At 71.9% G+C, this 23,628-nt stretch carries 21 protein-coding genes; 12 read left to right on the plus strand and 9 right to left on the minus strand.

Features of this window, described 5'->3' with window-relative positions; genetic code table 11:
* Positions 1–31: 31 nt before the first annotated feature.
* The 3 genes from L3K22_RS07570 (at position 32) to L3K22_RS07580 (ending at position 4,329) form a co-directional block, all read left to right on the plus strand.
* The gene (locus L3K22_RS07570) at positions 32–1,402 is read left to right on the plus strand and encodes an MGMT family protein (protein WP_263310832.1); all 1,371 of its coding nucleotides are present in this window, start codon (positions 32–34) and stop codon (positions 1,400–1,402) included.
* Positions 1,403–1,488: 86 nt separating this feature from the next.
* Positions 1,489–3,072 carry a homing endonuclease associated repeat-containing protein gene (locus tag L3K22_RS07575; RefSeq protein ID WP_263310833.1) on the plus strand — a complete coding sequence of 528 codons (1,584 nt, stop codon included), beginning with the start codon at positions 1,489–1,491 and terminating at the stop codon, positions 3,070–3,072.
* Between the two features lie 27 nt (positions 3,073–3,099).
* Complete coding sequence (locus tag L3K22_RS07580) at positions 3,100–4,329, plus strand: plasmid pRiA4b ORF-3 family protein (protein ID WP_263310834.1); 1,230 nt, start codon at positions 3,100–3,102, stop codon at positions 4,327–4,329.
* 149 nt (positions 4,330–4,478) lie between these two features.
* Here the strand turns inward: L3K22_RS07580 and L3K22_RS07585 are convergent, their stop codons facing one another.
* The 4 genes from L3K22_RS07585 to L3K22_RS07600 all read right to left on the minus strand — a co-directional run bounded on the left by L3K22_RS07585 (position 4,479) and on the right by L3K22_RS07600 (position 7,758).
* A complete protein-coding gene (locus tag L3K22_RS07585; protein ID WP_263310835.1) occupies positions 4,479–4,643 on the minus strand; it encodes a DUF8730 family Cys-rich protein in 165 nt (54 codons plus the stop codon).
* Positions 4,644–4,786: 143 nt separating this feature from the next.
* Positions 4,787–5,377, minus strand: coding sequence for a rhodanese-like domain-containing protein (locus L3K22_RS07590; protein WP_263310836.1), 591 nt, complete (start codon positions 5,375–5,377; stop codon positions 4,787–4,789).
* Positions 5,374–6,816, minus strand: a complete 1,443-nt coding sequence (locus L3K22_RS07595) for an MBL fold metallo-hydrolase (RefSeq protein ID WP_263310837.1) — start codon at positions 6,814–6,816, stop codon at positions 5,374–5,376. Before L3K22_RS07595 ends, L3K22_RS07590 begins: the two co-directional genes overlap by 4 nt.
* A gap of 54 nt (positions 6,817–6,870) precedes the next feature.
* Positions 6,871–7,758, minus strand: a complete 888-nt coding sequence (locus L3K22_RS07600) for a sulfite exporter TauE/SafE family protein (RefSeq protein WP_263310838.1) — start codon at positions 7,756–7,758, stop codon at positions 6,871–6,873.
* 139 nt (positions 7,759–7,897) lie between these two features.
* On the opposite strand from L3K22_RS07600, the gene L3K22_RS07605 reads away from it, so the two are divergent.
* Complete coding sequence (locus L3K22_RS07605; RefSeq protein ID WP_010549885.1) at positions 7,898–8,155, plus strand: metal-sensitive transcriptional regulator; 258 nt, start codon at positions 7,898–7,900, stop codon at positions 8,153–8,155.
* 153 nt (positions 8,156–8,308) lie between these two features.
* Here the strand turns inward: L3K22_RS07605 and L3K22_RS07610 are convergent, their stop codons facing one another.
* A complete protein-coding gene (locus tag L3K22_RS07610) occupies positions 8,309–8,833 on the minus strand; it encodes an SDR family NAD(P)-dependent oxidoreductase (RefSeq protein ID WP_263310839.1) in 525 nt (174 codons plus the stop codon).
* Between the two features lie 38 nt (positions 8,834–8,871).
* Entirely contained in the window at positions 8,872–9,111 is a 240-nt protein-coding gene (locus L3K22_RS07615; RefSeq protein WP_263310840.1) for a formate dehydrogenase accessory protein FdhE, read from the minus strand.
* A gap of 222 nt (positions 9,112–9,333) precedes the next feature.
* Here L3K22_RS07615 and L3K22_RS07620 point away from each other — a divergent pair, with 222 nt between their 5' ends.
* A complete protein-coding gene (locus tag L3K22_RS07620; protein WP_263310841.1) occupies positions 9,334–10,656 on the plus strand; it encodes an MFS transporter in 1,323 nt (440 codons plus the stop codon).
* Here the strand turns inward: L3K22_RS07620 and L3K22_RS07625 are convergent.
* Positions 10,643–11,668, minus strand: coding sequence for an NAD(P)H-binding protein (locus tag L3K22_RS07625; protein ID WP_263310842.1), 1,026 nt, complete (start codon positions 11,666–11,668; stop codon positions 10,643–10,645). The genes L3K22_RS07620 and L3K22_RS07625 overlap by 14 nt on opposite strands.
* A 120-nt stretch (positions 11,669–11,788) precedes the next feature.
* Here L3K22_RS07625 and L3K22_RS07630 point away from each other — a divergent pair, with 120 nt between their 5' ends.
* Complete coding sequence (locus tag L3K22_RS07630) at positions 11,789–12,451, plus strand: CPBP family intramembrane glutamic endopeptidase (protein WP_263310843.1); 663 nt, start codon at positions 11,789–11,791, stop codon at positions 12,449–12,451.
* 329 nt (positions 12,452–12,780) lie between these two features.
* On the opposite strand, the gene L3K22_RS07640 is transcribed toward L3K22_RS07630, so the two are convergent.
* Positions 12,781–16,155: an exonuclease domain-containing protein gene (locus L3K22_RS07640; RefSeq protein ID WP_308445915.1), complete on the minus strand. Its 3,375-nt coding sequence runs from the start codon at positions 16,153–16,155 to the stop codon at positions 12,781–12,783.
* Positions 16,156–16,327: 172 nt separating this feature from the next.
* Here L3K22_RS07640 and L3K22_RS07650 point away from each other — a divergent pair, with 172 nt between their 5' ends.
* The 5 genes from L3K22_RS07650 (at position 16,328) to L3K22_RS07670 (ending at position 21,093) form a co-directional block, all read left to right on the plus strand.
* Complete coding sequence (locus L3K22_RS07650; protein ID WP_263310844.1) at positions 16,328–16,705, plus strand: PH domain-containing protein; 378 nt, start codon at positions 16,328–16,330, stop codon at positions 16,703–16,705.
* Positions 16,706–16,963: 258 nt separating this feature from the next.
* Complete coding sequence (locus L3K22_RS07655) at positions 16,964–18,040, plus strand: helix-turn-helix domain-containing protein (RefSeq protein ID WP_126985019.1); 1,077 nt, start codon at positions 16,964–16,966, stop codon at positions 18,038–18,040.
* 6 nt (positions 18,041–18,046) lie between these two features.
* Complete coding sequence (locus tag L3K22_RS07660; RefSeq protein ID WP_263310845.1) at positions 18,047–18,592, plus strand: hypothetical protein; 546 nt, start codon at positions 18,047–18,049, stop codon at positions 18,590–18,592.
* A 101-nt stretch (positions 18,593–18,693) separates the two neighbouring features.
* Positions 18,694–19,146 carry a hypothetical protein gene (locus L3K22_RS07665; RefSeq protein WP_263310846.1) on the plus strand — a complete coding sequence of 151 codons (453 nt, stop codon included), beginning with the start codon at positions 18,694–18,696 and terminating at the stop codon, positions 19,144–19,146.
* A 273-nt stretch (positions 19,147–19,419) separates the two neighbouring features.
* Positions 19,420–21,093: an ABC-ATPase domain-containing protein gene (locus L3K22_RS07670; RefSeq protein WP_263310847.1), complete on the plus strand. Its 1,674-nt coding sequence runs from the start codon at positions 19,420–19,422 to the stop codon at positions 21,091–21,093.
* A gap of 3 nt (positions 21,094–21,096) precedes the next feature.
* Here the strand turns inward: L3K22_RS07670 and L3K22_RS07675 are convergent, their stop codons facing one another.
* Positions 21,097–22,509 carry an FAD-binding oxidoreductase gene (locus tag L3K22_RS07675; RefSeq protein WP_263310848.1) on the minus strand — a complete coding sequence of 471 codons (1,413 nt, stop codon included), beginning with the start codon at positions 22,507–22,509 and terminating at the stop codon, positions 21,097–21,099.
* A 300-nt stretch (positions 22,510–22,809) separates the two neighbouring features.
* On the opposite strand from L3K22_RS07675, the gene L3K22_RS07680 reads away from it, so the two are divergent.
* On the plus strand, positions 22,810–23,460 hold the full coding sequence (locus L3K22_RS07680; RefSeq protein ID WP_010549899.1) for a VOC family protein: 651 nt from the start codon (positions 22,810–22,812) through the stop codon (positions 23,458–23,460).
* Positions 23,461–23,628 lie beyond the last annotated feature (168 nt).

Consider the following 23,628-nt stretch of genomic DNA (forward strand, 5'->3'; position numbering starts at 1 on the left):
CACGGCGGTCCAATAACTCGAGAGGTGGAGAATGAGCGGGGAGCGCGTGTACAGCATCAAAGGCGGCTCAGCCTTCCCGCTCCCAGCCGTCAGCCTGGCAGAGGCTGGCTTCCGTGAGCGGGACGACCTCCAGGAATGGGTTCTGGCCCGCCCCGAAATCCTTGGTCCAGACGTCATGGTCGTTGCCTTCGAGTTCGACCGCTGGCAGGACTCCCGTGGCGACCGCCAGCGTGATCGACTTGACGTGCTCGGCCTCGACTCTGACGGGCGGCTCGTGCTTGCTGAGCTGAAACGCGACAAGGCCCCGGACACCGTGGAGATGCAGGCGATCAAGTACGCGGCGATGGCCTCCCGTTTCACTGAGACCGACCTTGTCAGCTATCACGCGCGCTTCCTCAGTAACCGTGCCGGAGCCACCGTCTCTGAGGATGCGGCACGTGACGCTCTCCAGGAACACGCCGGAGAGTTGGACCCTGACCAGCTCAGGCAGCCTCGTATAGTCCTCGTTGCGGGTTCCTTCGTGCCGTCTACCAGTGCGACCGTTGTCTGGCTCTCGGAGATGGGGCTCGACGTCACACTCCAGCGAGTCCAGGCCTATCGCACCGCCGCAGATGACGTCATCGTGACTGTCTCACAGCTCTTCCCCGTCCCCGACGTGGAGGAGTTCACCATCTCCCCGCAACGGGCAGAAGCCGCCGCTTCCCAGACACGACGTCGTCGAAAGCGCGAGGGGTCAACAGTTGTCCGTCTCGCGCAGGCGGCAACCATCCCGGATGGCACAGCACTCACCATGCAACCCGTTGCGATTGACGCCGAAGCCCTGGCGGCAATTGATGAGTGGATTGCAGAAGACCCGCGTCGAGGTCGAGCGATCTGGTCGAACAACTCCCGGTATCCGTTGCGCTGGGAATACGACGGTAATGACTACCGGCCCTCGTCGATTGCGCAGACAGCTCTCCGTGAGGCCGCAGGCATCGAACGAAGTATTCGCGGCCCATCGTGGTGGTTCACGCCTGAGGGAAAGTCACTCACCGAGTTGGCTGAAGAGACGACACCGTCAGGATTCGACTGGAGCACCCTGCACACGATCCTCAACTCGATGCCGAAGGGGCGGTGGACGACATATGGCGACCTTGCTGACGTGGTCGGTACGGCGCCACAGCCGCTCGGCGGGCATATGACGAACTGCCCGGAGTGCGTCAACGCATATCGAGTGCTCGACGCCAGTGGTCAGACGCGGACCGGCTTCCGATGGAACGACGGGACAGAACAGCGGACCCAGCAGGAAGCGCTCGAAGCCGAGGGGGTGGTGTTCGCGGGCAATCGTGCTGGTGCTGCGCACAGACTGCCTGAGGAAGCACTGCGCGAACTCGCAGGAGAGTACATATCTGACGGACGGTGACTCCCCGGCTGAGGTACCTCTGGCTGTCACACCCCGCCGACACACTCGTCGTACCACCTCGTGCAGTGCCACCGGAAGGGGATCCGATGTCCATCGCAGCGCTTCACGTCCTGCTCGCCCCCGCGAGCGACACTCCGCACCCGTCTCTCACCGAGGCGGAGGCCCACCGCGCGCTCGACCTCGCCCAGCAGGGATTCGTCCCCAGCGAGATCGGGGAGCTCCTCGATGTGTGCCCCGATTCGGTGGAGACCGCGATCGAGGACGCCGTGCCGGGCGGGTCTGCCGTGATCGCCGCGGCGCTGCGTCGTCGGCTCCGCGCCTGGCGACGCGATCACGAGGACAGTGCCTGGTGGGAGGCGGAAGCGGTGTTCGGCATCCCGCACGCGCATGTGCTTCGCCTGGTGCGCGTGCCGCGCGACCGTGAGCTCGGCGTCGTCGCACCAGGGGAGCCGGGGTACCTCGACACGGTCCTCGCCGGCACCGGATGCAAGGACCTCCGTGCGAGCCGCAGCGCCCGCCTCTACGCCTTCGGCGCGACCCTCCAGGAGATCGGCGACCTCTTCGGCGTCACCCGCGAGCGGATCCGTCAGATCCTCTCCCGGGACACCCCCTGGCCCAGCACCGACCTCAGCGCCGCCGCGAAGGTACTCGCGGGGGCGCGCCGCTTCGAGCACGCCGAGGCCGCGGAGCACTGGTCGCTCACCCATCCCGCGGCCCCGCTCGACGAGGCACCGGCAGCGCTCGGCCTCTCCGTCGAGCAGATGCGTCAGCTACTGGGCCGCCGACGCTCCCGGCACGAGCCCGCCTTCGACGCGCCCCGGGAGGCGACCCGACGCACTGAGGCGGAGATCATCGAGGACCTCCGCGCCTTCCATGCCGAGACCGGCCGCACCACCTGCCAGGCCTTCACCACCTGGGCGCGTGAGCACGACGTCCCCGGTCACCAGACCGCCGCGATCCGCTTCGGCACCTGGAACGAAGCCCTGAAGGCCGCCGGGATCGGCACGGAGAAGGGCGCGAAGCGCAGCGCCTTCCGCGACGAGGATCTCTGGGCCGCGGTGATCTCCGCGGTGCGAGCTGAGGACGGCAGCACCACCTTCCAGGGCGTCTCCGACTGGCTCGCAGCGCGCCCCGCCGCGCCATCCGGAGCGCTCATCAGACAGCGCCTGATCGGCCACGACGGAGGCAGCTGGGTCCAGACCGTCACCACCGCGCTCTCCGTGCTCCGCACCCCCGAGCAGTTCGACTCGGCTTGGGTTGAGGCTGTCACCGCGCCGCGCGACTGGAACACACCCGCTGACGAGCCGGACCCCCTCGACCACGTGCGTGCCGCGATCGATGCCCTCGGGCCGCGGATCACCACCTCCCAGTACGCCACCTGGACGCGCGCCGAGGGGCGTCCCACGACGGCCACTCTGCAGCGCCGCACCGGCAAGCTCTGGCGCGAGCTCCTGACCGAAGCAGGCGGCACCCCCAACGCGTCGAAGATCAAGAATCGCAGCCGCGCCGACGTCGGGGAGTACGTGACCCGCTTCCTCATCGATCACCCGTCGGCGACGACCGTCGACTATGCACAGTGGGCCCCGCGGAACGCCGCTCCCTCGCTCTCCACCGTCACCGACCGATTCGGCACCTGGAGCGCAGCGGTCGAGTCCTGCCGGCCCCGCTGACGGGTGCCGGGCCCTTACGATCACCCCATGCCCTCCACCGGTGACGCCGAGGACGAGATCCTCGCCCGTTTCCGCGACATCACCGCAGGCCTGAACCACGAGGTGTTCGGCGACAGGACGGAATCCGCCGACCGACGCCGCCCGCAACCGGCAACGCTCCAGGTCCTCACCGTCCGCGTCGACCTCCACCGCTCGACCCCGCCGATCTGGCGCCGTCTCGAGCTGCGTAGCGACCTCTCCGTCGAGGACCTGCACGCCGTGCTCCAGACCGCCTTCGACTGGGCGGGCTACCACTTGTGGCGCTTCGCCGCGGGCGGCGAACCGTTCGAGGAAGGGGCGCAGCAGTTCGTGTGCGAGTTCGACGTCGAGGAGGGTGAGGACCCGGACGGCGTCCCCGCCGGTGAGGTGCGGCTCGGCGAGCTGCTCCAGGCGGAGGGTGACACTCTGGAGTACCTCTACGACTACGGCGACGGCTGGGACCTCGGGATCGTCGTCGAGTCCGTGCGGGAGGCGGAGGGGGACGACGCCCCTGCTCGGGCTGCCGGAGGGCGGCGCGCGGCCCCGCCCGAGGACTGTGGCGGGCTGCGGGACGAGGAGGACTTGAAGACCCTCCTGGAGGACCCGGCGTTCTTCGACGTCGCGGCCCTGGACCTGGAACTGTGGTCGGGCACGACGGTGCTGACCGTCCCGGAGGACGACGTCGTGCCCGCGCTCCTCGTCGAGCCGTTGACGTTGATCGGCCGCGCCCGCGCAGGCCAGGACCTGATGGACCGAGCTCTGCTGCTCGGCGCCCCGCTCGCCCCGCTCCCGGACAGCGCAGTCGAGTCGGCCCTGCGCGCCCTGACCTGGTTCCTCGAGCGAGCCGACGCCGAAGGCGGCATCCCGCTGACCGGCGCCGGCTACCTCCGTCCTGCCGATGTCGAGGCCGCGAGTGCGGTCCTGCCCCAGAGGGCGGACTGGATCGGCATGAACAACCGCGAGGTCCACGCCGTCCCGCTGCAGATGTTCCGCACCTCCCTGCAGCGCGCCGGGATCCTGCGGAAGCACAAGGGCCCCTCCTGCTCCCCCGACGCGCCAGGGCGTATCGCAGGAGGACGCGGAACGGATCACAGGCCTCGAAGGCGAGGACGCCGTTCGCGGCCTATTGCAGACCGAGGAGTGCATTGGGCTGAGGGACCTTGCCACCTCGATGGTGGTCGAGATTCCCTAGCTGTCACCAATCGTTGCACCAGTCCCGGGGGCCGGCGTCGGTCTTGATGTCGAGGCCGACGTGGTGACCGCCGAAGGTGAGGGCGCGGTTCGTCGCCGCCTTCGCGAGCTACTTCTGGACCGCCACACAGATCGTGTGGATGCAGGTCAACGGCCAGGCCGCGGTCGCCCTGCAGCAGGGCGAAGCGGTGGCGGCCTCAGCGACCCAGCAGCCGGGCGAAGAAGCCCTTCTCCGGGGCCTCCTCGGCGTGGCCGGGGCAGCGGTCGGCGGGGCGGACGTCCTTCATGACCTGGTCGACGTGCTGGCCGCAGCCGGCCCAGGTGGTCTTGCCGCAGGTGTTGCAGGTGGTGGCTCGGCACATGGCGTGCTCCTTCAGTGAGAGGTGAGAGAGGAGAGGTGTGAGCGGGGTGCGGGGCACGGTCCGGCGCGCCCCGTGGAGGGGGAGGCCGACCGGCGCCGGAGCGGCGGGCTCCGGCGCGGGGCGGGGGACCTCGGCGGGTGGCCTCAGCGCGCCGCGACGCCGCCGGGCACCAGGGCGGTCTCGACGGTGGGGGAGTCGGCCGTGCGGTTCCACGGCATCCTGGCGAGCACCGCGGCCATGGCGCAGGTGTCGCTGAGCGCCGAGTAGGTGAGCCCTGCGCCGATCGCGCCTGCGGCCAGGCCCAGGCGTCGGTGGACCAGCTGCCCGGCGAGGGTACCGGCGAGCACCAGGGTGCCCGCCGTCATCCGCACCTGGCGGTCCATCGCCCAGCGGCCGCCGCTGCGGTTCACGCCGCCCACGGCGTCCTGGTAGGCGGCGATGCCGCCGTCGAGCACGTCGATGCCCTCCAGGCCGGACTGCTGCAGCGCCTCGCAGGCCTTCCCGGCGCGGGCGCCGGAGCGGCACACCAGCACCACGTGCTCGCCCATGCGGCCGGCGAGCGTGTCGGTGTGGGCGGTGAGCAGGTCCAGCGGCACGTTGTGGGAGCCGGGGATGTGGACGGTCTCGAACTCGCCGGGGGTGCGCACGTCGATCACCATCAGCTCGGGGTCCGTGCTGAGGCGGTGGGCGAGCTCGGCAGGGGTCACGGTGCGAGTGGTGGGGGTGGCGGTCATCGGGCGTCCTCTCCGGCGGTCGCCAGGTCGTTCTGTGCGGCGGCCCAGCGGGACCAGCCGGCGTAGCTGCCCTCCAGCTCCACCACGTCGTAGCCGGCGCGGCGCAGAGCGGCCGCGGCCACGGAGTTGCGCAGCCCGGACTGGCAGAAGGTGATCAGGCGCCCGGCGTCCTTCGCGGGCAGGTCGTCGGGGTGGAAGAGCACCTTGCCGGCGGAGAGCTGGTCGGCGTCGTCCACCGTGCCGGCGGCGTGCTCGGTGCGCGTGCGCACGTCCAGCAGGTGCGCATCCGGCTCCTGCGCGCGCAGCGCGGCGAGGTCCGCCGGGGCCACGGTGGCGGGGGCGGACAGCTCCAGTCCGTCCAGGGAGGGGATGTAGCCGGTGAGCGCGTCCACGCCCACCCGCACGAAGTGGTCGCCGTAGGCGGCGGCGGTGGCCGCGTCGGGCGCGAGCACCACCAGCTGGGCGTCGTCGGCCTCGGGGTCGAAGGCCCAGCCGATGTGGGTGGCGGCCTTGCCGAGGGAGGGGATCGACAGCGCGCCGGGCACCGTGCCCGCATGCACCTCGGCCACGGGCCGGGTGTCCACCAGGGCGAGGGAGCCGTCGGCGAGGCCGCCGGAGAGCTCCTCGGTCGCCACCTCGCGCGGGGCGGGGCGCTCGCCCAGCAGGGCGGGGCCGTCGGTGTTCTGCCGCTTCATGCGGGCGAAGTAGGCGTGGGCGTCGGGCTGGCCGTCCAGCAGCTCGTCGATGAAGCCCTGCTCGTCGTCGTTCTCCAGGAACGGGCCCCACCAGGCGAACCTCCGCTCGTAGCCCACCGTGGTGGAGGGCAGCGCGCCCAGCGCCTTCCCGCAGGCGGAGCCGGCGCCGTGGCCGGGGAACACCTGCACGTGATCGGGGAGGGTGAGGAACGCGTTCTTCAGGGAGGCGAACAGCTGCTTCGCGCCGGCGAAGCGGGTGTCCTCCATGCCCACGGCCTCGTCCAGCAGGTCCGGGCGGCCCAGGTCCCCGGAGAACACGAAGTCGCCGGTGAGGAAGTAGCCGGGCTCGTCGGCGAAGGCGCCGTCGGTGACCAGGTAGCTGAGGTGCTCGGGGGTGTGGCCCGGGGTGTGGCGGGCGGTGACGGTGATGTTGCCCAGCTGGATCGACTCGCCGTCGTGCAGGCGCTCGGCCTCGAAGCCGTACTGCCAGTCCTCGCCGCCCTCGCCGGAGACGTACGCCGTGGCGTCGGTGGCGGCGGCGAGCTCGCGGGTGCCGGAGAGGAAGTCGGCGTGGATGTGGGTCTCTGCCACGGCGGTGATCGTCATGCCGTGGTGGGCGGCGAGGTCGAGGTAGACCTGGATGTCGCGCCGCGGATCGACCACCAGCGCTTCCTTCTGCGCCTGACAGCCGATGAAGTAGCCGGCCTGGGACAGGTCCTCGTCATAGATCCGTTCGAGAAGCATCGTTCCTCCAGTAGGTGTGCGGGATGGACAGCGGATGGGATACCCCCGAGGGTATCAGGTACCCCGGGGGGTATGCGAGGTGGGTCGGGCGGTGCGCAGCGGGCAGGACGACACCAGCATCCAGCATCCGGCGGCGAGCAGGGCGAGAAGCGCCACGACTCCGCCGACGACGGCGCCGGCGGCGCCCGGGAGCTCCTGCACGAGGACGAGAGCCCCCATGTTGAGGACGAACACCCCGAAGCCCGTGCGCAGCGCCCGCTCGGGGAGGTGGCCTGCCGCTCGCGCGCCGAGCAGGGAGCCGAGCACGGCCGCCAGCGTCACCCCGCCCACCAGGGCCCAGTCCAGCGAGACGGAGGCGAGATAGCCGGCGAGACCTGCGAATGACTTCATCGCGATGACCACCAGCGACGTGCCCACGGCGACCGGCATCGGCAGTCCGGCCAGCAGCGCCAGCGCGGGCACCACCAGGAAGCCGCCGCCCGCGCCGACGAGTCCGGTGACCAGGCCCACCGCGAGCCCCTCGAGCACGATCCTGCTCGCGGACGGCTCCCGGCTTGGCCCCTCCTCCGCGGGCGCGCCCCGTCGGCTCCGGAGCATCGCGACCGACGTCGCGATCATCATCAGTGCGAACGCGACCATCAGCACCGTGCTCGGGATGTGTCCTCCGAGGAGCCCGCCCAGGAAGGCCCCGGCCATCCCGGCGGCCCCGAAGCTCACCCCGGTGCGCCACCGCACCCGGCCGGCGCGGGCGTGGCTGACGGCGGCGACGGCCGAGGTCACGCCGACCACGACGAGCGAGGCGGCGATCGCCTCCTTGGCCGGAAGTCCCGCCACGTAGGCGAGGGTCGGAACCGTCAGGATCGAGCCCCCGCCGCCGAGCAGTCCCAGGGAGACTCCGACGAGCGCAGCCAGCAGCAGGGTGAGCGCGAGGGTGGGTGTCACGAGGGGCCTTTCGAGAGGTGGGTCGGAGGCTCGCGGCGCGACCGCCTCCGCCGCCGAGCCTGCCACATACCCCAGGGGGTATGCAAGACACCCCTGGGGGTATAGTCTGGGGCGTGCGGACCGACCCGAGGAGAGCGCCATGGACCTGAACCCCGACGACATGACCCCTGTGGTCAACCGCCTCAAGCGCGCCCAGGGACAGCTCGCGGCCGTCACCCGGATGATCGAGGAGGGCAAGGACTGCAAGGCCGTCGTCACGCAGCTCTCCGCCGTTTCCAAGGCGCTGGACCGCGCCGGTTTCGCGATCATCGCCAGCGGAATGGAGCAGTGCATGACCAGCCCGGAGAAGGACCTGGACCGCAAGGAGCTCGAGAAGCTGTTCCTCACGCTCGCATGAGAGGCGGGGTGCAGCCCGACGCCCCCCGACGCCCCATCAGCAGACACTCCGGGCTCGCCTCGCCGTTCTCTCGCGGCGACGGGTGCCGACATCGGCTCGGAGCGCCGTGTTTGGGAGCGGCGGCCGACGGGCACTCCCCGGGAGCTGCCTCGCTCATCGCCCCCGCGCGGCGAGCCGTGCCATGAGCCCTGAGGGGGCGAGACGGGCGGCGGTCCAGATCGCGGTGTAGCGCCGACTCGGGACGGAGACGGCCTTGCCCCGCTCGGCATCGCGCAGCGACTCCTCGACCACCCGCGGCGCCTCCAGCCACAGCCAGTCCGGGATCCCCTCCTCGCCGCGCGGCAGGCCCAGCCGGGCGTGGAAGTCGGTGTGCGTGGAGCCGGGGCAGACGGCGGACACCGTCACGCCGCGACCCCTGTAGGCGCCGTTGGCCCAGCGGAAGAACTGCACCTGCCAGGACTTCACCGCGCCGTAGGTGGAGCGCGGCATCACCGCGGAGACGGAGGCGATGTTCAGGATCGTGTCGAAGCGGCGCTCGAGCATGCCCGGCAGCGCCGCGTGCATCAGCCGCATCGGCACCTCGACGTGCAGGCGCAGATGCCGGGCCTCGTCCTCGATGTCATTGCGCTCGAAGTCGAGCGGCAGCCCGAAGCCGGCGCTGTTGACCAGCAGATCCACCGGCCGGACCGGAGCCGGATGCCGGGATCAGCCCTCGCTCACTCCTCCTCGTCCTCGTCGCTCTCCACGTTCCACCCGGCACCGCAGTCCTCGCACGTCCGGTCGCTGAAGGCCAGGACGCACCCCTGCCACTGGACCCACGGCGGATCCTCCTCGTCGAGGCGCGGGTCCGGACCGCCGAGCGGATGGTGGATCACCTGGGGCGAACCGCACACGGGGCAGGTGCCGCGCGGCTCGTCGTACGGCTCCGGCGGCTCGTCGCCGAGGATCATGATCATGGAGTGAGAGTAGGGCGGGGGTCCGACAGATCATCGTCCCCTGCCCGACCGGCGCACTTCCCGCTGAAGACCGGGAACATGGCGTGCCACACCGTGGCCCGCACGATTCCGGACGAGGGCTGCATATCCGCCAACCAAGGGGCGTAGATTGCAACGGGTGATGGACTCCCGGCGCCCCGCCGTGCAGCGGCCCGCCGGGGCCGGCATCCCTCTCATCCCCTCGTGATCGGCAAGGCCCCCATGACGACCGGCTCCACGGACACCGCCGCGGCGGAGACGTTCCCCGTCCCCGCCGGCGCGCCGCCCGCCCCCGCGGAGGTGCGCGAGCCCGCCGAGAGGCCCCGCGGCCGCGGAGCCCTGCTGCTGTTCGGCGTCGGACTGATCCTGATCGGGCTGAACCTGCGCATCGGCGTCGCCGCGATCGGACCGGTGATCGGCGAGATCCGTGCCTCGCTGGGCCTGTCGGCGACCGTCGTGAGCCTGCTGACCACGATCCCCGTGTTCGTGTTCGGGGCGTTCGCGTTCCTCACCCCGGGCCTGACCCGGCGGCTCGGCATGCACCGACTGCTCGGGATCGTGCTGCTGGTCCTCGCGACGGGGAACCTGCTGCGGCACGAGCCGAGCATGACCGCCCTTTTCGCCGGCACCGTGCTCGTCGGCATCGCGATCGCGGTGGGGAACGTCGTGATGCCCGCGGCGATCAAGCAGGACTTCGCCCACCGCGCCGGGCTGATGATGGGCCTGTACACGATGTCGCTGTTCGTCGGCGCGGCCTTCGCCTCCGGGCTGACCGCGCCGCTGCTGCCGGTCCTCGGCGGCAGCTGGCGCTCCGCGCTGGCGATCTGGGCGCTCCCGGCCGGGCTGGCCCTTCTCGTGTGGCTGCCGCAGCTGCTCCGCTCGCCCGGACGCCTGCGCTCCGGCAGTGCGGTTGCCGATGCCCCGGTCGACCACGGCCGCTCGCCGCTGCGGGCGATCCTCACCGACCCCACCGCCATCGCCGTCACCGGGTTCATGGGGCTGCAGAGCGTCAGCTACTACACGACGGTGACCTGGGTGCCGACCATCCTGCAGGACGCCGGGATGGACGTGACCGCCGCCGGCGGCATGATCGCCTTCTCCGCGTTCCCGGCAGCGCTCGCCGCCCTGCTCGCCCCGGCCGTCGCCGCGCGGATGCGGCCGACGTGGCTGCCGCCCGTCGTGGCCGTGCTGCTCCTCGGCGCCGCCTATCTCGGGCTGATCATCGCGCCCGCGAGCGGCGCCGTGGCGTGGATGACGGTGCTGGGCCTCGGGCTCGGCGCCTCGATCAGCCTCTCGCTGACGTACATCGTGTGGCGCTCGCCGACCACGCACCTCACCGGCCAGCTCTCGACGGTGTCGCAGGGCTTCGGGTACCTGGTCGCCGGGTTCGGCCCGCTCGGCATCGGCGCGCTCCACGCCGCGGCCGACAGCTGGGCCGTGCCGCTGATCGTGCTGTGCGTGGTGCTGGTGGGGCAGCTCGTCGCCGGGGTCGTCGCGAGCCGTCCCGTGCACATCAGTCCTGCTTGAACTCCAGCACCCGCTCCTGACCCTCGCCGTTGGTCGCCCAGGAGGGATCGCCGGGCATGACCGCGAGCGGATCCCGTTCCCGGGGGCTGCGGCTCACGTCCGGTGCGGCCAGGCTGCGGCGCAGGGCCTCGTCGATCGTCACCCGCGCCGCATGGCCGTCCGGCAGCAGCTCGGAGAGCCACCGCTCGTCCCGCGCGACCATGTCCTCGCGCAGGCTCTCCATCAGCGCGGTGACCGTGGGGGCGGGGATGTCGGAGAGCCACGATCCCACCGCCGTGACCAGGGCCTGGGGCATCACCGGGACCGAGAACCCTGGCCGTTCCTGGTCCGTGAGCTCGAGGACCTTCTGGACGAGCTGCGGATAGGCGATGACCTCGCCCCCACCGATGTCGTACACGCCGTGGGCGCTCTCGGTGGTCACAGCGGCCCGGATCGCGGCGACGGCGTCGACCACGGCGATCGGCTCGACCAGATGGTCCATCCAGTCCGGGAACACGGTCACCGGGAGTCGGTGGGCCAGCTGGGTCATCAGCTCGAAGCTGGTCGAGGCCGCGCCGAGCACCACTGCGGCGCGCAGGACCACGAAGCGGCATCGCGCCGCGGAGAGCTCCTCCTCGACCTCGAGACGGGAGGCCAGGTGCTCGGAGAGCTCCTCGCGGGGGACGTCCGGGATGATGCCCGAGAGGTAGACGAGGGCCTTCACCTCGGACGCGTCGACGGCGGCGCGCACGCGCCGGGCGGCGGCGCGATCCACCTCCCGGAAATCCTCTCCTCCCATGCCGTGGACCAGGTAGACCACTGCCTCCAGCGACGGGTCCGCGGCGATCGCGGCACGCACGGAGTCGTCCCCGGTCGCATCCAGCTCGACCCTGTCGACGGCGTCGCCCCACCAGAAGGCGTCGAGCTTGTGGAGATCCCGGGCCCCGGCGACCACCTGGTGCCCGTCCTCCAGCAGTGCGGGGATCAGCCGGCTCCCCACATACCCCCCGGCTCCGATGACGAGAACGCGCATGATCTACCTCCGTGTCCGTGCTCCCGTGCCGCGAGCCGTGCCTCAGGTCTATACGAGCCGGCGCCCTCGAGCAAGACCCGTCTCGCCCCGGCGCGGCGAGCGGCCTCGTACGCTAGGCGTATGAGCCCCGAACCTCCCGCCTCCCGTCCCGGCGCGTGGTGGGTGGCCGGCCTCGCCGTCGTGGTGGCTGCGCCGCTCCTGGCCGCGTCGCTGCGCGCCGAGGGCGGGGGGCCGGGGAGCGTCGCCGGCTGGGCACTGGGAATCGCCCTGACCTGGACCGTCGGCGGGCTGCTGATCATGCGCCTGGCACCTTCGGATCTCGCCGGCCGGGCCCCGGGGCGCGCACCGAAGCTCGCGGTGGCCGCCGCGGGCGTCGGCCTGGCCGCGGCCTCGCTGGCGGGCGGTCTGGTCCTGGCCGGTATCCCGGCCACTGCCCCGTGGGTGGCCGGCCCCGTCGCCGCAGCGGCCGACGGACGCTGGGGTGTGCTCGCAGTCGCGCTGGTGGCGGGCGCCGCCGAAGAGGTGTTCTTCCGCGGCGCGCTGCCTCGGCTGCTCACCGGCCCGGCCCGCTGGGTGGTCCCCACCGCGGTGTACGCCCTCGTCACGCTGTGCACCGGCAGCCCTGCTCTCGCGGTGATGGCCCTCCTGCTGGGACCGGTGGCGATGTGGGCCCGCGAGACCTCCGGCTCACTCGCCGGGGCGCTCTTCGTCCACGCCCTCTGGACGCTCACCATGGTGGGACTGTTCCCCGCCGTCGTCGTCCGTGTCGGCATCGCGGGCTGAGGGGTCCAGCCGCTCGAGCCGAGCGAGTCGATCCGCGGCCTGACGGCGGCGCTCGTCCTCGGGGCGCTCCCACCATGCGGGGCCGCGCTCTCCGAGGCCTTCCTTCGCGAGCTGGACGCGGTCTCGAGCGGAGCGGACGCTCGCCGGGTCGTCGTCGCGGCCGGCGCGCCCGACCTGGGAGCGGGCTCTGCCCAGATGACTCTTCAGCGCCCGGACCACGTCGGCCTCCAGCGCCGGGTCCGTGCGCCGCCATCTCCGTCCCCGGATGACCAGGTAACGGTCGTCGTCCTCCGTATCGTCCACGTCAGGCCTCGCCTCGTCGCTGCGGTTCATCCCACCCACTCCAGGAACTCCTCCGCCGTGATCACCGGCTTCTCCCACCTCGCCGCGTTCTTCGCCTTGCTCGACTGCGAGCCGGCCTCGGCGACGACCAGCACATCCGTCCGGGTCTTGGTGAGGGTCGGGACGGCCCGGAGCCCGCGCGCCTCGGCCATGGCGTGCAGCTGCTCCTTCTCCAGCCAGCCGTGCCGGGGCGAGTGGACGGTGCCGGAGAAGCACACCCGCGCCCCCGGCACGAGCACGTCGGCCGCGCTGATCGGGCCTGTCGCCTCGAAGCCCTCGGGCAGCACCCGCACCCCGAAATGCTCCTCGACCCCGCGCAGGCGCTCGAGGACCTCCTGATCGGGGGAGAGGACCCGCTGCCAGGTCCCCTCGAGCAGGTTGGCGAGCACCTCGGCGGCGTCGTCCTGCGCGCCGAGGTTCCCGCCGACGACGAAGCCCGTCGGGGCGCTGGTCCCCGTCGGCCCCGTCGTGCGGGCGAGCAGATAGCCGTGCCCCGCCACGACCTGCCGGAACGCCATCCCGCTGCCGGGCAGCTCCTCTCCCGCGGCCCGCACGCGCCGCACCGCGTCGCGCACCGCCCGGGCCCGCTCGAGCGCTGTCGGCGCGTTCAACCGGGCGCGCTCGCCGGCGCCGAGCAGCCTGCCCGGGACTTCGAGCCCGAGCGGCACCGGCTCGACGATCCCGTTGCGCTTGAGCTCGAAGTCGATGTGGGCGAGCTGACGGTCGATGTCCACGCCGACGGGCACCCGCCCGGCCAGCAGCGCCGACAGCGCCGGCCACGCCTCCGTCAGCAGCGGCGCGAGCTGCACGTCCCGCGTGGTGATCCCGAACTCGTCCCGTGCGGAGAACAGGTCGGAGGTGGGGTTCACGACGGTGGAGACCTCGTCGCCGTCGTCGGTGACCACCGCGATCTCCACCGGCCGCGGCCGCCAGCGGTCCCCGGTCGTGCCGACCGTCAGCACCGACAGGTACGCCTCGCCGAGCGTCTCGGTCGCGGACGTGCCGCTCGCGAGATACCGCCGCACCCGCTGGTCGGTCTTGAGGTCCCGCGGCAGCACCTCGCGCCTCAGCACCAGCCCCTCGAGGCTCGTGCACCGCGACAGCGCCACGTACAGCTGGCCGTTGGCGAAGGTGCCGCCGGTGAGGTCCACGACCACCCGGTCCAGGGTCTGCCCCTGCGACTTGTGGATCGTGATCGCCCAGGCCAGCTTCATCGGCAGCTGCGTGAACGTGCCGATCACCTGATGCACCAGCGAGCCGCCCTCGACGCTCGGGCGCGTGATCTCCCAGGTGTGCTCGCGCACCTGCTCGGTGCGGCCGTCACGCAGCAGCACAGTGACGACCGGCCCGTCGGAGTCGGCGCCGATCGCGGTGATCCGGCCGAGCGTCCCGTTGACCCAGCGATCGAGAGGGTCGTTGTTCAGCAGCATCACCTGCGCGCCCACCGCGATCCGCAGCGTCTCCTCGGTGGGCCTCTCGAATCCGTCGGTGTCCCCGCTGATCTGCGCGGTGAAGGACTGCACCGGATCGGGCAGGCGCTCGAGCATCTGACGGTTCCGCGCGCCGACGATCCGGTTGGTGGTGGCGAGCGTCAGCCAGAACTCGTCCAAGCCGGGCTCGAAGCCGGGATCCGTCCGACGGTTCAGCTCGGCCCGCGCCTCCTCCAGCAGCGTCCCTTCCCGCACCGCGTTCAGCAGGTCCACGAGCCGGTCATCGCCCTGCTGGCGGAACACCGTGGACAGCTCCACCACCGGGAACGTGCCCTCGTCGAAGGAGCGGGCGGAGAAGAAGAACGGCGTGCCGTAGCGCTCCTCGATCCAGCCCGCTTCGTGATCGGTCACCACCGGCGGCAGCTGGTACAGGTCGCCGACGAGCACCAGCTGCACCCCGCCGAAGGGCGTGCCGGGCCGGGGGCCGTACTGCTCGAGCGCGGCGGTGAGCGCGTCGAAGAGGTCCGCTCGCACCATCGACGCCTCGTCGATGATCAGCGTGTCCAGCTCCTTCAGCGCGCCCGCGAAGCGTCCCGGGTAGTAGGAGCCGCCGCGCACCTGCTCCTCGGTGACCCCGAGCGGGAAGGAGAACAGGCGGTGGATCGTGTACCCGTCCACGTTCAGCGCCGCGATGCCGGTGGGTGCGACGGTGATCGTGGAGCGGTTGGTCTGCTCGAGATAGTGCCTGATCAGCGTCGACTTGCCGGTGCCGGCCTTGCCGGTGAGGAACAGGTGATGGCCGGCGTGCAGGTGTTCGAGCGCGGCGGCGAACTCGTCGGTGATCACCAGCGGGGGCGACGACGTCTCGGCGGATGCGGAGGCTGCCGACGGGGTAGCGGGCGCGGGCTGCGCCGGCGGCTCAGTGATAATGGGAGGGGCCGGTGCCGCGGAGGGCGCGGGCCGGGCCGACGAAGCGCAGGGTGCCGCCGATGCCTCGGCCTCCAGCCCCATCGCCGCTCGGTACTGCGCCACGAGCTCGGCCTTCAACCGCCCACGGTCGCCGACGGGGATGCCCTGCTCGCGCGCCCACGCCCGGATCGCGGTGGGGGATAGGTCCACCTCCGGGGCAGCCGGCACCGCTCGGCGCGGCATCGCCGCAGACGATGACGTGGGCCTGAGCGCACTGCTGGGCGATGACGGGACCGGCGGGGAGGCCTGCGCTGCGGGAGCCGGGCGCGCAGACTGCGGCATCGCAGTCCGCGTCGGCCCCTGCGGAGGAGCCGGCGCCGGGGGCGTCCGGCCCGCCACTCCACCCCGCAGCGCCCGCGACGCGGTCAGCGGGGCGTCGTACCCCGTCTGCCGGTCCATCGCGAGATACCGCTCGAGCAGCCCGGCCGCCGCATAGGCGTCACCGAGCGCGGAGTGCGCCTGCTGATGCGTCACCCCGAGCGCCGCGCAGCACTCGGCGAGCGTGCGCCGCCGCAGGTGGGGAAGGTAGACGGTGCTGCCCTGCAGCGTGCAGTAGGTGGACACCTGCGGCATCGGCAACGAGGCCCGGGCGAACTCCGCCTGGAGGAAGGCGAGGTCGAACTCGGCGTTGTGCGCGACGAGCACCAGTCCCTGCAGTGCGGTGCCGATCTGGACGGCGAGGTCCGCGAAGCGCGGGGCGCCGGCGACGTCCGCGTCGGTGATGCCGTGGATGTGCGTGGCGCGCACCGGCCCGCCCGGGTGGAAGCGCGTCACCCACTGGTCGATCGGCCGGCCCTCCTCGTCGGCCCGCAGGATCGCGAGCTCCAGGACTCGCTCACGCTCGGGATCAAGGCCCGTCGTCTCCACGTCGATCACCGCGAAACGAGGAGCCCCCGACGGAGCGGGAGGCGGCGTCGCGGACGGCGCCGAGGCGCGGCCGCGGAAGCGATCGAGCAGTCCCACGAGGATCCTCTCCGGGCAGGGGTGGTGATCGCTCGATCATCTCAGGGAGCGGGGACAGAGGAGGCGCTGTCCGCGAGGGGACCATCGATGATTCGTCCGTCCCCACCTGGCGCTATCTACGATCTCGTCACTGCGGCGCACCGGCGCCGCCGGGGGAGATGAGGAGAAGAAGTTGGACGCATCGGTATCGGCGATCACGTCGTGGACCTTCGTCGAGGAGTGCCCGATCCCGCAGGACGTCACCGCCCTGCTGGTGCCCGAGGAGCGGGCGATCGCGGCGTACAAGACGTTCCGCGACTCGGCCGTGTTCACCACGAAGCGACTGATCGTGCGCGACGCCCAGGGGATCCGCGGCAAGAAGGTCGAGATCTACTCGCTGCCCTACTCCGCGATCAACATGTGGTCCTCGGAGAACGCCGGCACCCTCGACCTCAACGCTGAGGTCGAGCTGTGGACGCGCGCGGGCCGGATCAAGATCGCCGTCGGCAAGCACATCGACGTGCGCCGACTCGACCTGCTGATCGCGAACGCGGTGCTGCGCTCGTCCTGAGCGCGGCGGGACGGTCGGTGGGTCGAGGCCCGGCTCGCCGCCCGCCGAAGGGAACGCCGTCGCTGGCGCGAGAGCTGCTGGGAGTGGTCGAGGTCGAGCGCACCAGGGGTTCCGGGGAGACGTACACCGTCATCGAGTACTCGGCGCAGGTGCAGGAGCTTCTTCTGGCGCTGTACCGGGACGGGAACCTCTGACCCCCCGCGTGGCCTCGTCCACATAGCGATTGGGATAATCCCAATCGGGGCGTACGGTAGAGGCATGACGACGATCGGCGGCCGTGTCGGTGCGGCGATGCACGGCGCAGGGATGCAGCAGAAGGAGCTCGCCCAGCGCGTCGGGATGACTCCCGACGCGCTCTCCCGTGCGCTCCGCGACCAGCGAGGCTTCGCTGCTGTCGAGCTCGCCGCCATCGCAGAGGTGCTGGATGCGGACGTGCACGAGCTGATCACCGGGGCGCCGGATCCTCATCGCCTTGTGCTCGCCGCGCGCCATTCCTTCGACCACGACACGGGGGCGCGCAGCGTCGCCGGCCTCGACGAGGACCACTCCCTGCTCGCCGACGTGCGGCTCGCCTACGCGCAAATCTCGCCGGTGCGAGCGCCTCTCGAGCTCCCGTCGGACGTCGAGGGGATCCGGCGCCTTCTCCATCCCGATTTCGTGCGGCCGTTCGTCGATCGTCTGGCGGAGATCGAGGTCGACGTGGTCCGGATCGATGGCCCCAGTACCGCCTATTCGTTCCTCGTCGAGGAGCGGCCGGTCATTCTGCTGCCTGAGAGCGGCAACTGGTTCCACGAGAACTGGTCGCTCGCCCATGAGCTGGGACATCTCGCGCTCAGGCACGAGGGCGTCGTCCCGGGCACCGCGCTCGCCGATGTGAAGGAGCGTGAGGCGAACGCCTTCGCCGCCGAGCTGCTGCTGCCTGCCGTCACACTGCAACAGATCGACTGGGCAGAGATCCGTCCTGCAGAGGTCGCCGAGCTCGTCTGGACCTGGGGCATCTCCACCGGTGCTCTGTCACGGAGGCTGAAGAAGCTGGAGCTCACCCCGTCGGCCGAGGTTGCCGAGGTCCTGACGTGGAGCACGCAGAAGCTGCTGCGCCGACATTGGACCGGTGCGAAGGTCGGCGATCCCATCACCCGGCGCATGCGGGACGCGGGGGAGCGACGCTTCCCGACCTGGCTCCAGGAGGCGCACCTCGAGCAGATCGCGGAGGGTGCTGTCGGCAAGGGGACGCTCGCGTGGATGCTCGGCGTCCCCGTGACGTCCCTCGAGGTGGACGAACCGGCGGCCGCCGAGGAGCTCTCCGACGACGCGCTCGCCGAGCTGATCGGCTGATCACCGGTGACCGACGCGCCCCTGCTGTTCTTCCACGACACGTCGGTCCTCGTGAACTTCCATCGCCCAGGGCTGATCCCTGTGCTCGGACCGCTCCTGCGCGAGAACGTCCGCTGGACGGGGTCGATCCGCGCCGAGTGTGCGAGGAAGGAGCAACAGCTGGAGCTGCCCGGACTGGTCGACGCTGCGGATCGCCTCCTGGGAGAGCCGCTCCTGCCTGAACCCTCCGAGCACCTCTCGATCCGGCAGCTCCGCCGCCAGATGGCATCGCCGGGAGACCACCCCCAACAGCATCTGGGCGAGGCCGAGTCGATCACGCTCATCCAGAAACGGAGGCTCCGCGCGGTATTCGTGACGGACGACCGCGCGGCCATGTCCTGGGCGAAGCCGATCGAGTGCGTCGGAACATGGCGTCTGCTCCGTCTGGCTCGCAGGAGGGGCCTCGTCACGATGGAAGAGGCGAAGGCGCTCTGGCAGGAGTTCGTCGGCGCGGGCGGGACGCCACCGTCGACGATCCGTACGCTGAGTCAGTTCGTCGCCACGTACGAGTGACCACGAGCGATGCGCGGCGTTTGTACAGCCCGTCGCCGGCCTCCCGGATCCCGTCGGTCCCACGCCGTATCGTGACGCTGTACTCGACGAGGGGAGCAGCGATGGCGGCGAAGAAGAGCGCACAGGTGGAGACCAAGGGCGGCGGGCTGAAGAAGGCGATCTCCTTCCTCGGCATGGCCACGCCGTTCGTGATCCGGCTGGTTCAGATGCTGAGGGACAACCCCGAGGTCTGGGACTACGTGAAGGAGCAGCTCGAGAAGCTGAGGCGCCACGACAAGGCCACGCCCGAGGCGATGCTCGCGACGCTCGATGGCCTCCGCGAGCAGGTCACGCTGCTGACCGAGTCGGCCGATGACGAGCAGGAGGCCGCGAAGGCGGCCGCTTGGTCCGCGAAGCTCGACTCGGCCTCGCGCGCTGCGCAGCTCCTGGCCGCTCCGGGCTCGACCGCCAAGCAGCGCAAGACCCTGAAGAAGCAGATCGACTCGCTGCGCCAGGACATCTTCGCCGCCTACGTCACCGAACTCGACGAGGACGCCAAGTCCGCGAAGAAGTGACGGCCCCCGGGCCGGAGACGCAGCCGTCTCGAGAGGCAGCAGCGTCCCGGTCTCCTCGTGCACCAAATTCCCGCACAGGAACGAGAAGTTCAGGGTGCGCTGATAGTCCTTGAGCTGCTCGAACTCGCCGCGGAGGAACAGGTCGCCGCCGTCGAGGACGAGCACTTTCTCCTCCTCGGCCCGGACCTGGTCGGTGAGCGTCGAGTACGTCGCGACGTTGTTCTCGTGACGACGGCCGTCGGCGGGGCATGCGCACCCCTAGCATGGCCGGCGATGACCTCCGACTCCGCCCGCCTCTCCCAGCTCCTCGCCTCGCTCGACGGCCGCGGCTACGGCTCCTACAAGCAGCTGCGCGGCAGCTACGACCTGGGATCGTGCCGTCTCGTGATCGACCATGTGCAGGCCGACCCCTTCGCGCCGCCGTCGCTGATGCGCCTGGTCGTGGACCGGGCCGCGGCGGGCTTCCCGGAGGACCTGCTGGCCGACCGGCGCGGACGCGTCGCGACCTCCGACTTCCTGGCGCGGGCGCTCACCGAGGCCGCCTCGCACAGCGGGGAGCGGGTCGACGTCGGCGCCCCGGGCCAGGAGGTGCTCGAGCGCACCACCATCGCCGTCGCCGACGGTTCGATCGAGGCGCGCCTCGCCGCCGAGCTGCCCGCCTCCGGCCGTCGCATCCAGGGCCGACGCGCCGCGCGCCTGCTCACCGAGGACCTGCCCCGGATCGCCGAGGCCGTCCTGTTCCACGCCCGCCACGACGCGGAGGCGCTGCGCGCCCATGTCGCCCTCCACCGCGACCAGGAGGCGCTGCGCGAGCAGCTCGCCGCACGGGGGCTCGTCGCCTTCGTCCGCGACGGCGCGATCCTGCCCCGCCGCTCCGGAGACTCCGACCTGCCGCTCACCGAGGGCGCGATCCCCTTCGAGAGCCCGGCCTCGCTGCGCGTCGAGATCGAGCTGCCCACAGGCCGACGGGTCAGCGGCATGGGCGTCCCCGAGGGGGTGACCGTGATCGTCGGCGGCGGTTTCCACGGCAAGTCCACGCTGCTGCGCGCCCTCGAGCGCGGCATCCACCCGCATCGCGCGGGCGACGGCCGCGAGTGGGTGATCACCCGGGCCGATGCCGCGGCGATCCGCGCCGAGGACGGCCGCGCCGTGACCGGCGTCGACATCTCCGCGTTCATCAGCGGGCTGCCCTCGGGGACCGACACCCGCTCCTTCACCACCTCGAACGCCTCGGGTTCCACCTCGCAGGCTGCCTCGCTGATCGAGGCGGCCGACGCCGGCGCGTCGGCGCTGCTGATCGACGAGGACACCTCCGCCACGAACTTCATGCTCCGCGACGCGCGGATGCGCGCGCTGATCCCCGCCGACCGCGAGCCGATCACCCCGTTCGTGGATCGCGTCCGTCCCCTGCTCACCGAGCGCGGGGTCTCCACCGTGCTGGTCGCGGGCGGTTCCGGTGCCTTCTTCGACGTCGCCGACCACGTGATCGCGATGGACTCCTACGCCCCCTGCGACGTCACCGCCGAGGCCCGCGCCCTCGCCGAGGAGGCACCGCGCGCGACCGGTCCGGTGTTCACTGCGCCGCGGCCGAGGATCCCGGACCCGGCCTCCCTCCGGCCGCCGGACGCCCGCAAACCCGCCTCCGCCCGCGGCCGCGACACGATCCGGCTCGGCCGCGATCACCTCGACCTCTCCGCCGTCTCCCAGCTGCTCGATCCCGCGCAGACCCAGGCCGTCGCCCACGCCCTGGACCGCCTCGCGGACCTGCTCGCCGAGGACGGCCCGCTCCCGCTCGAGGACGCGGTCCAGCTGCTCGTCGACCGGATCGAGAACAGCGGCCTCGAGACCCTCTCGCCCCACCGCGGCCATCCCGGCCATCTCGCCCGGCCCCGCGCGCTCGAGATCCACGCCGCGGTGAACCGGTGGCGGGGCCTGCGGCTCTCCTGACCGCTACGGCGCCACGTTGAGGGTGCGGCGGAACATGTTCCCCGGGTCGTAGACCTGCTTGACCCGCTGCAGGCGCCGGTAGGTCTCCGCCCCGTACGCCTCGCGGGTCACCTCGGGCACGGGCCGGGTCCGCTCGATGGATCGGAAGTTGACGTACTCGCCGCGCTCCCGCAGCCGGGCGAGCTCGGCCGCGGCCCGCTCGGCGAAGGCGCGGAAGCGGGCGTCCTCCCCGGGGTCCTGCCAGGCGAGATGGATCGAGACCATGAGTCGTCCGCCGCGGTGAGGGAAGGCGGTCGCCCCCTCCGGGACGCGGGCGAACGCCCCACCGAGCAGGTGCAGGTCCAGGCTCGCGCCCGGCCCGGGCAGCGCCTCGGCGACGGCGGCGAGAGCGTCGAGCACCTCCTCGTCCAGGCTGCGGAAGCTCGCGTTGCGCCAGAGCCCGCGCGCCCCCGTCGGCACCGCCTCGCTGCGCGCCCCCTGCCAGGCCTCCCAGCTGACCGGCCCGCTGAGCTCGCGGTCCGGAGGCAGCGCGCGGCGCAGCGCGCCGATCAGAGTCTCGCCGCGGGCGTGGTCCTCGTCGATCCAGACGATGTGGATCGCGAGCCATGGGGCGTCCCCGAGTCCGTCCTCGGGCGGCGGCGAGGCGATCGAGACCTCCGCGGCGAGCTGGTCGGGCAGGTCGCGGCTCCAGCGCTCGAAGGCGCCGAGCGCCCGCCGCCACTGCGCCCGTCGGTAGTACAGGCTCGCTCCGAGCACCGTCTCCGGCATCGGCACGGCCCGGTAGGTGAACGCGGTGACCACGCCGAAGTTCCCGCCCCCGCCGCGCAGGGCCCAGAACAGGTCCCGGTGCTCCTCCTCGCTCGCGCGCACCCGTCGGCCGTCGGCGAGGAGCACGTCGGCGGCCTCGAGGCGGTCCAGGCTGAGCCCGGCCTTCCGCGACAGCCAGCCCACCCCGCCGCCGAGCGTCATCCCGGCGATGCCGGGGGAGGGGACGGTGCCCAGCGGCACGGCGAGCCGGTGCGGTGCGGTCGCGGCGTCGACATCGCCGACCCTCGCCCCGGGCGCGGCCGTGACCAGGTGGGCCGCGGGGTCCACGGTGACCTCGCGGAGCGCGCCGAGATCCAGCACGATCCCGTCGTCGACGGTGCCGAGCCCTGCGACGGAGTGCCCGCCGCCGCGCACTGCGAGCGGCAGGCCCGTCTCGCGCACCGCCTCCAGCACGGGCAGCACGTCGTCGATCGTCGCGGCGCGCACCACCAGGTAGGGGAAGCGGTCCTCGCGCCCGTTCCACACCGCCCGCGCCGCGTCGTAGTCCGGATGGCCGGGCACCACCACCTCGCCCGCGACCCGGTCGCGCAGCCGGTCCAGGGCCGCGCGCGATTCCGGGATCGGATCCTCGCCCGTCTTCCATGTCATGGCCTGGCGACCTCCTGGAATGGTGGGCGAACAGGCCGCCCACGACCAAGGAAGAGTGCCGGGCCGCACCGTCCGGGCACCCTCCGCGGACTGTGCCTGACCAGCGGGCGGGCCGCCCGTCGGCAGGCGGGTGGAGCTGATCCGACCGTACTGCGCGGCGAGGAGGAGGGCAACGGGCCTCCCCCTCGTGGTGCCCGGACACGTCGACGCCTATGACCGCGCCGACGCGGCCGATGCTCCTCCCGTCCGCGCGAGGTGGCAGGCTGGGCACACCCGCCACACCCCGGACGAAGGAGCACCATGTCCGTTCCCCACCTGCTCGACCACATCGTCATCGCCGGCCCCGATCTCGCCGAGACCGTCGAGTGGTTCCGCGAGCTCACCGGCGTCACGCCCGCCCCCGGTGGCAGCCACCCCACCGGCACTGCGAACGCCCTGGTCGCCCTCACCGTCGGCGGCGAGCGACGCCCGCACTACCTCGAGCTGATCGGCCCCGACCCGGAGCGCGAGGGGGAGGAGCTGCCGAAGACCTTCAGCATCAACCGCCTGAAGCGCCCCACCCTGATCACCTACGCCGTGCACCCCGAGGGCATCGACCAGGTCGCCGAGCGCTCCCGTGCCGCCGGCGTCGATCCCGGCCCCATCGAGGACCTCTCCCGCACCACCGCCGACGGCGAGCTCTTGCAGTGGCGGCTCACGCAGGCGCGCGCCCCGCGCAACTACGGCGTGCCCTTCCTCATCGACTGGGGCACCACCGAGCAGCCCGGCCTCACCGACCTGCCCACGATCGAGCTGGTCTCCTTCGAGCGCATCGAGGTGAGGCCCGAGCCGCTGCAGAAGGCGCTGGCCGCGCTCGACCTCGGCGACGGCGTCGCCCCGGTCCACGAGGGCCCCGGCTCCCGCTTCGTGCTGCAGCTGCGCACCGAGGACGGGCGCGAGATCGAGATCTGAGACGGTCCACGGCCGCCCCGGCATCGTCCCGCCGCGGGTGCGTGCCGCATGTGGTCAGGTGATGGCGCATGGCGTGCCGCTATGCCTATATGGCGGTTTCAGATGATCACTGCATCGGTGGTGATGATCTGGAGGAGCGATGAGCGGTAGGCGCAGGATTGCGACGCA

Source organism: Brachybacterium atlanticum, assembly GCF_025669985.1.
In the GTDB taxonomy this organism is placed as follows: Bacteria; Actinomycetota; Actinomycetes; order Actinomycetales; family Dermabacteraceae; genus Brachybacterium; species Brachybacterium conglomeratum.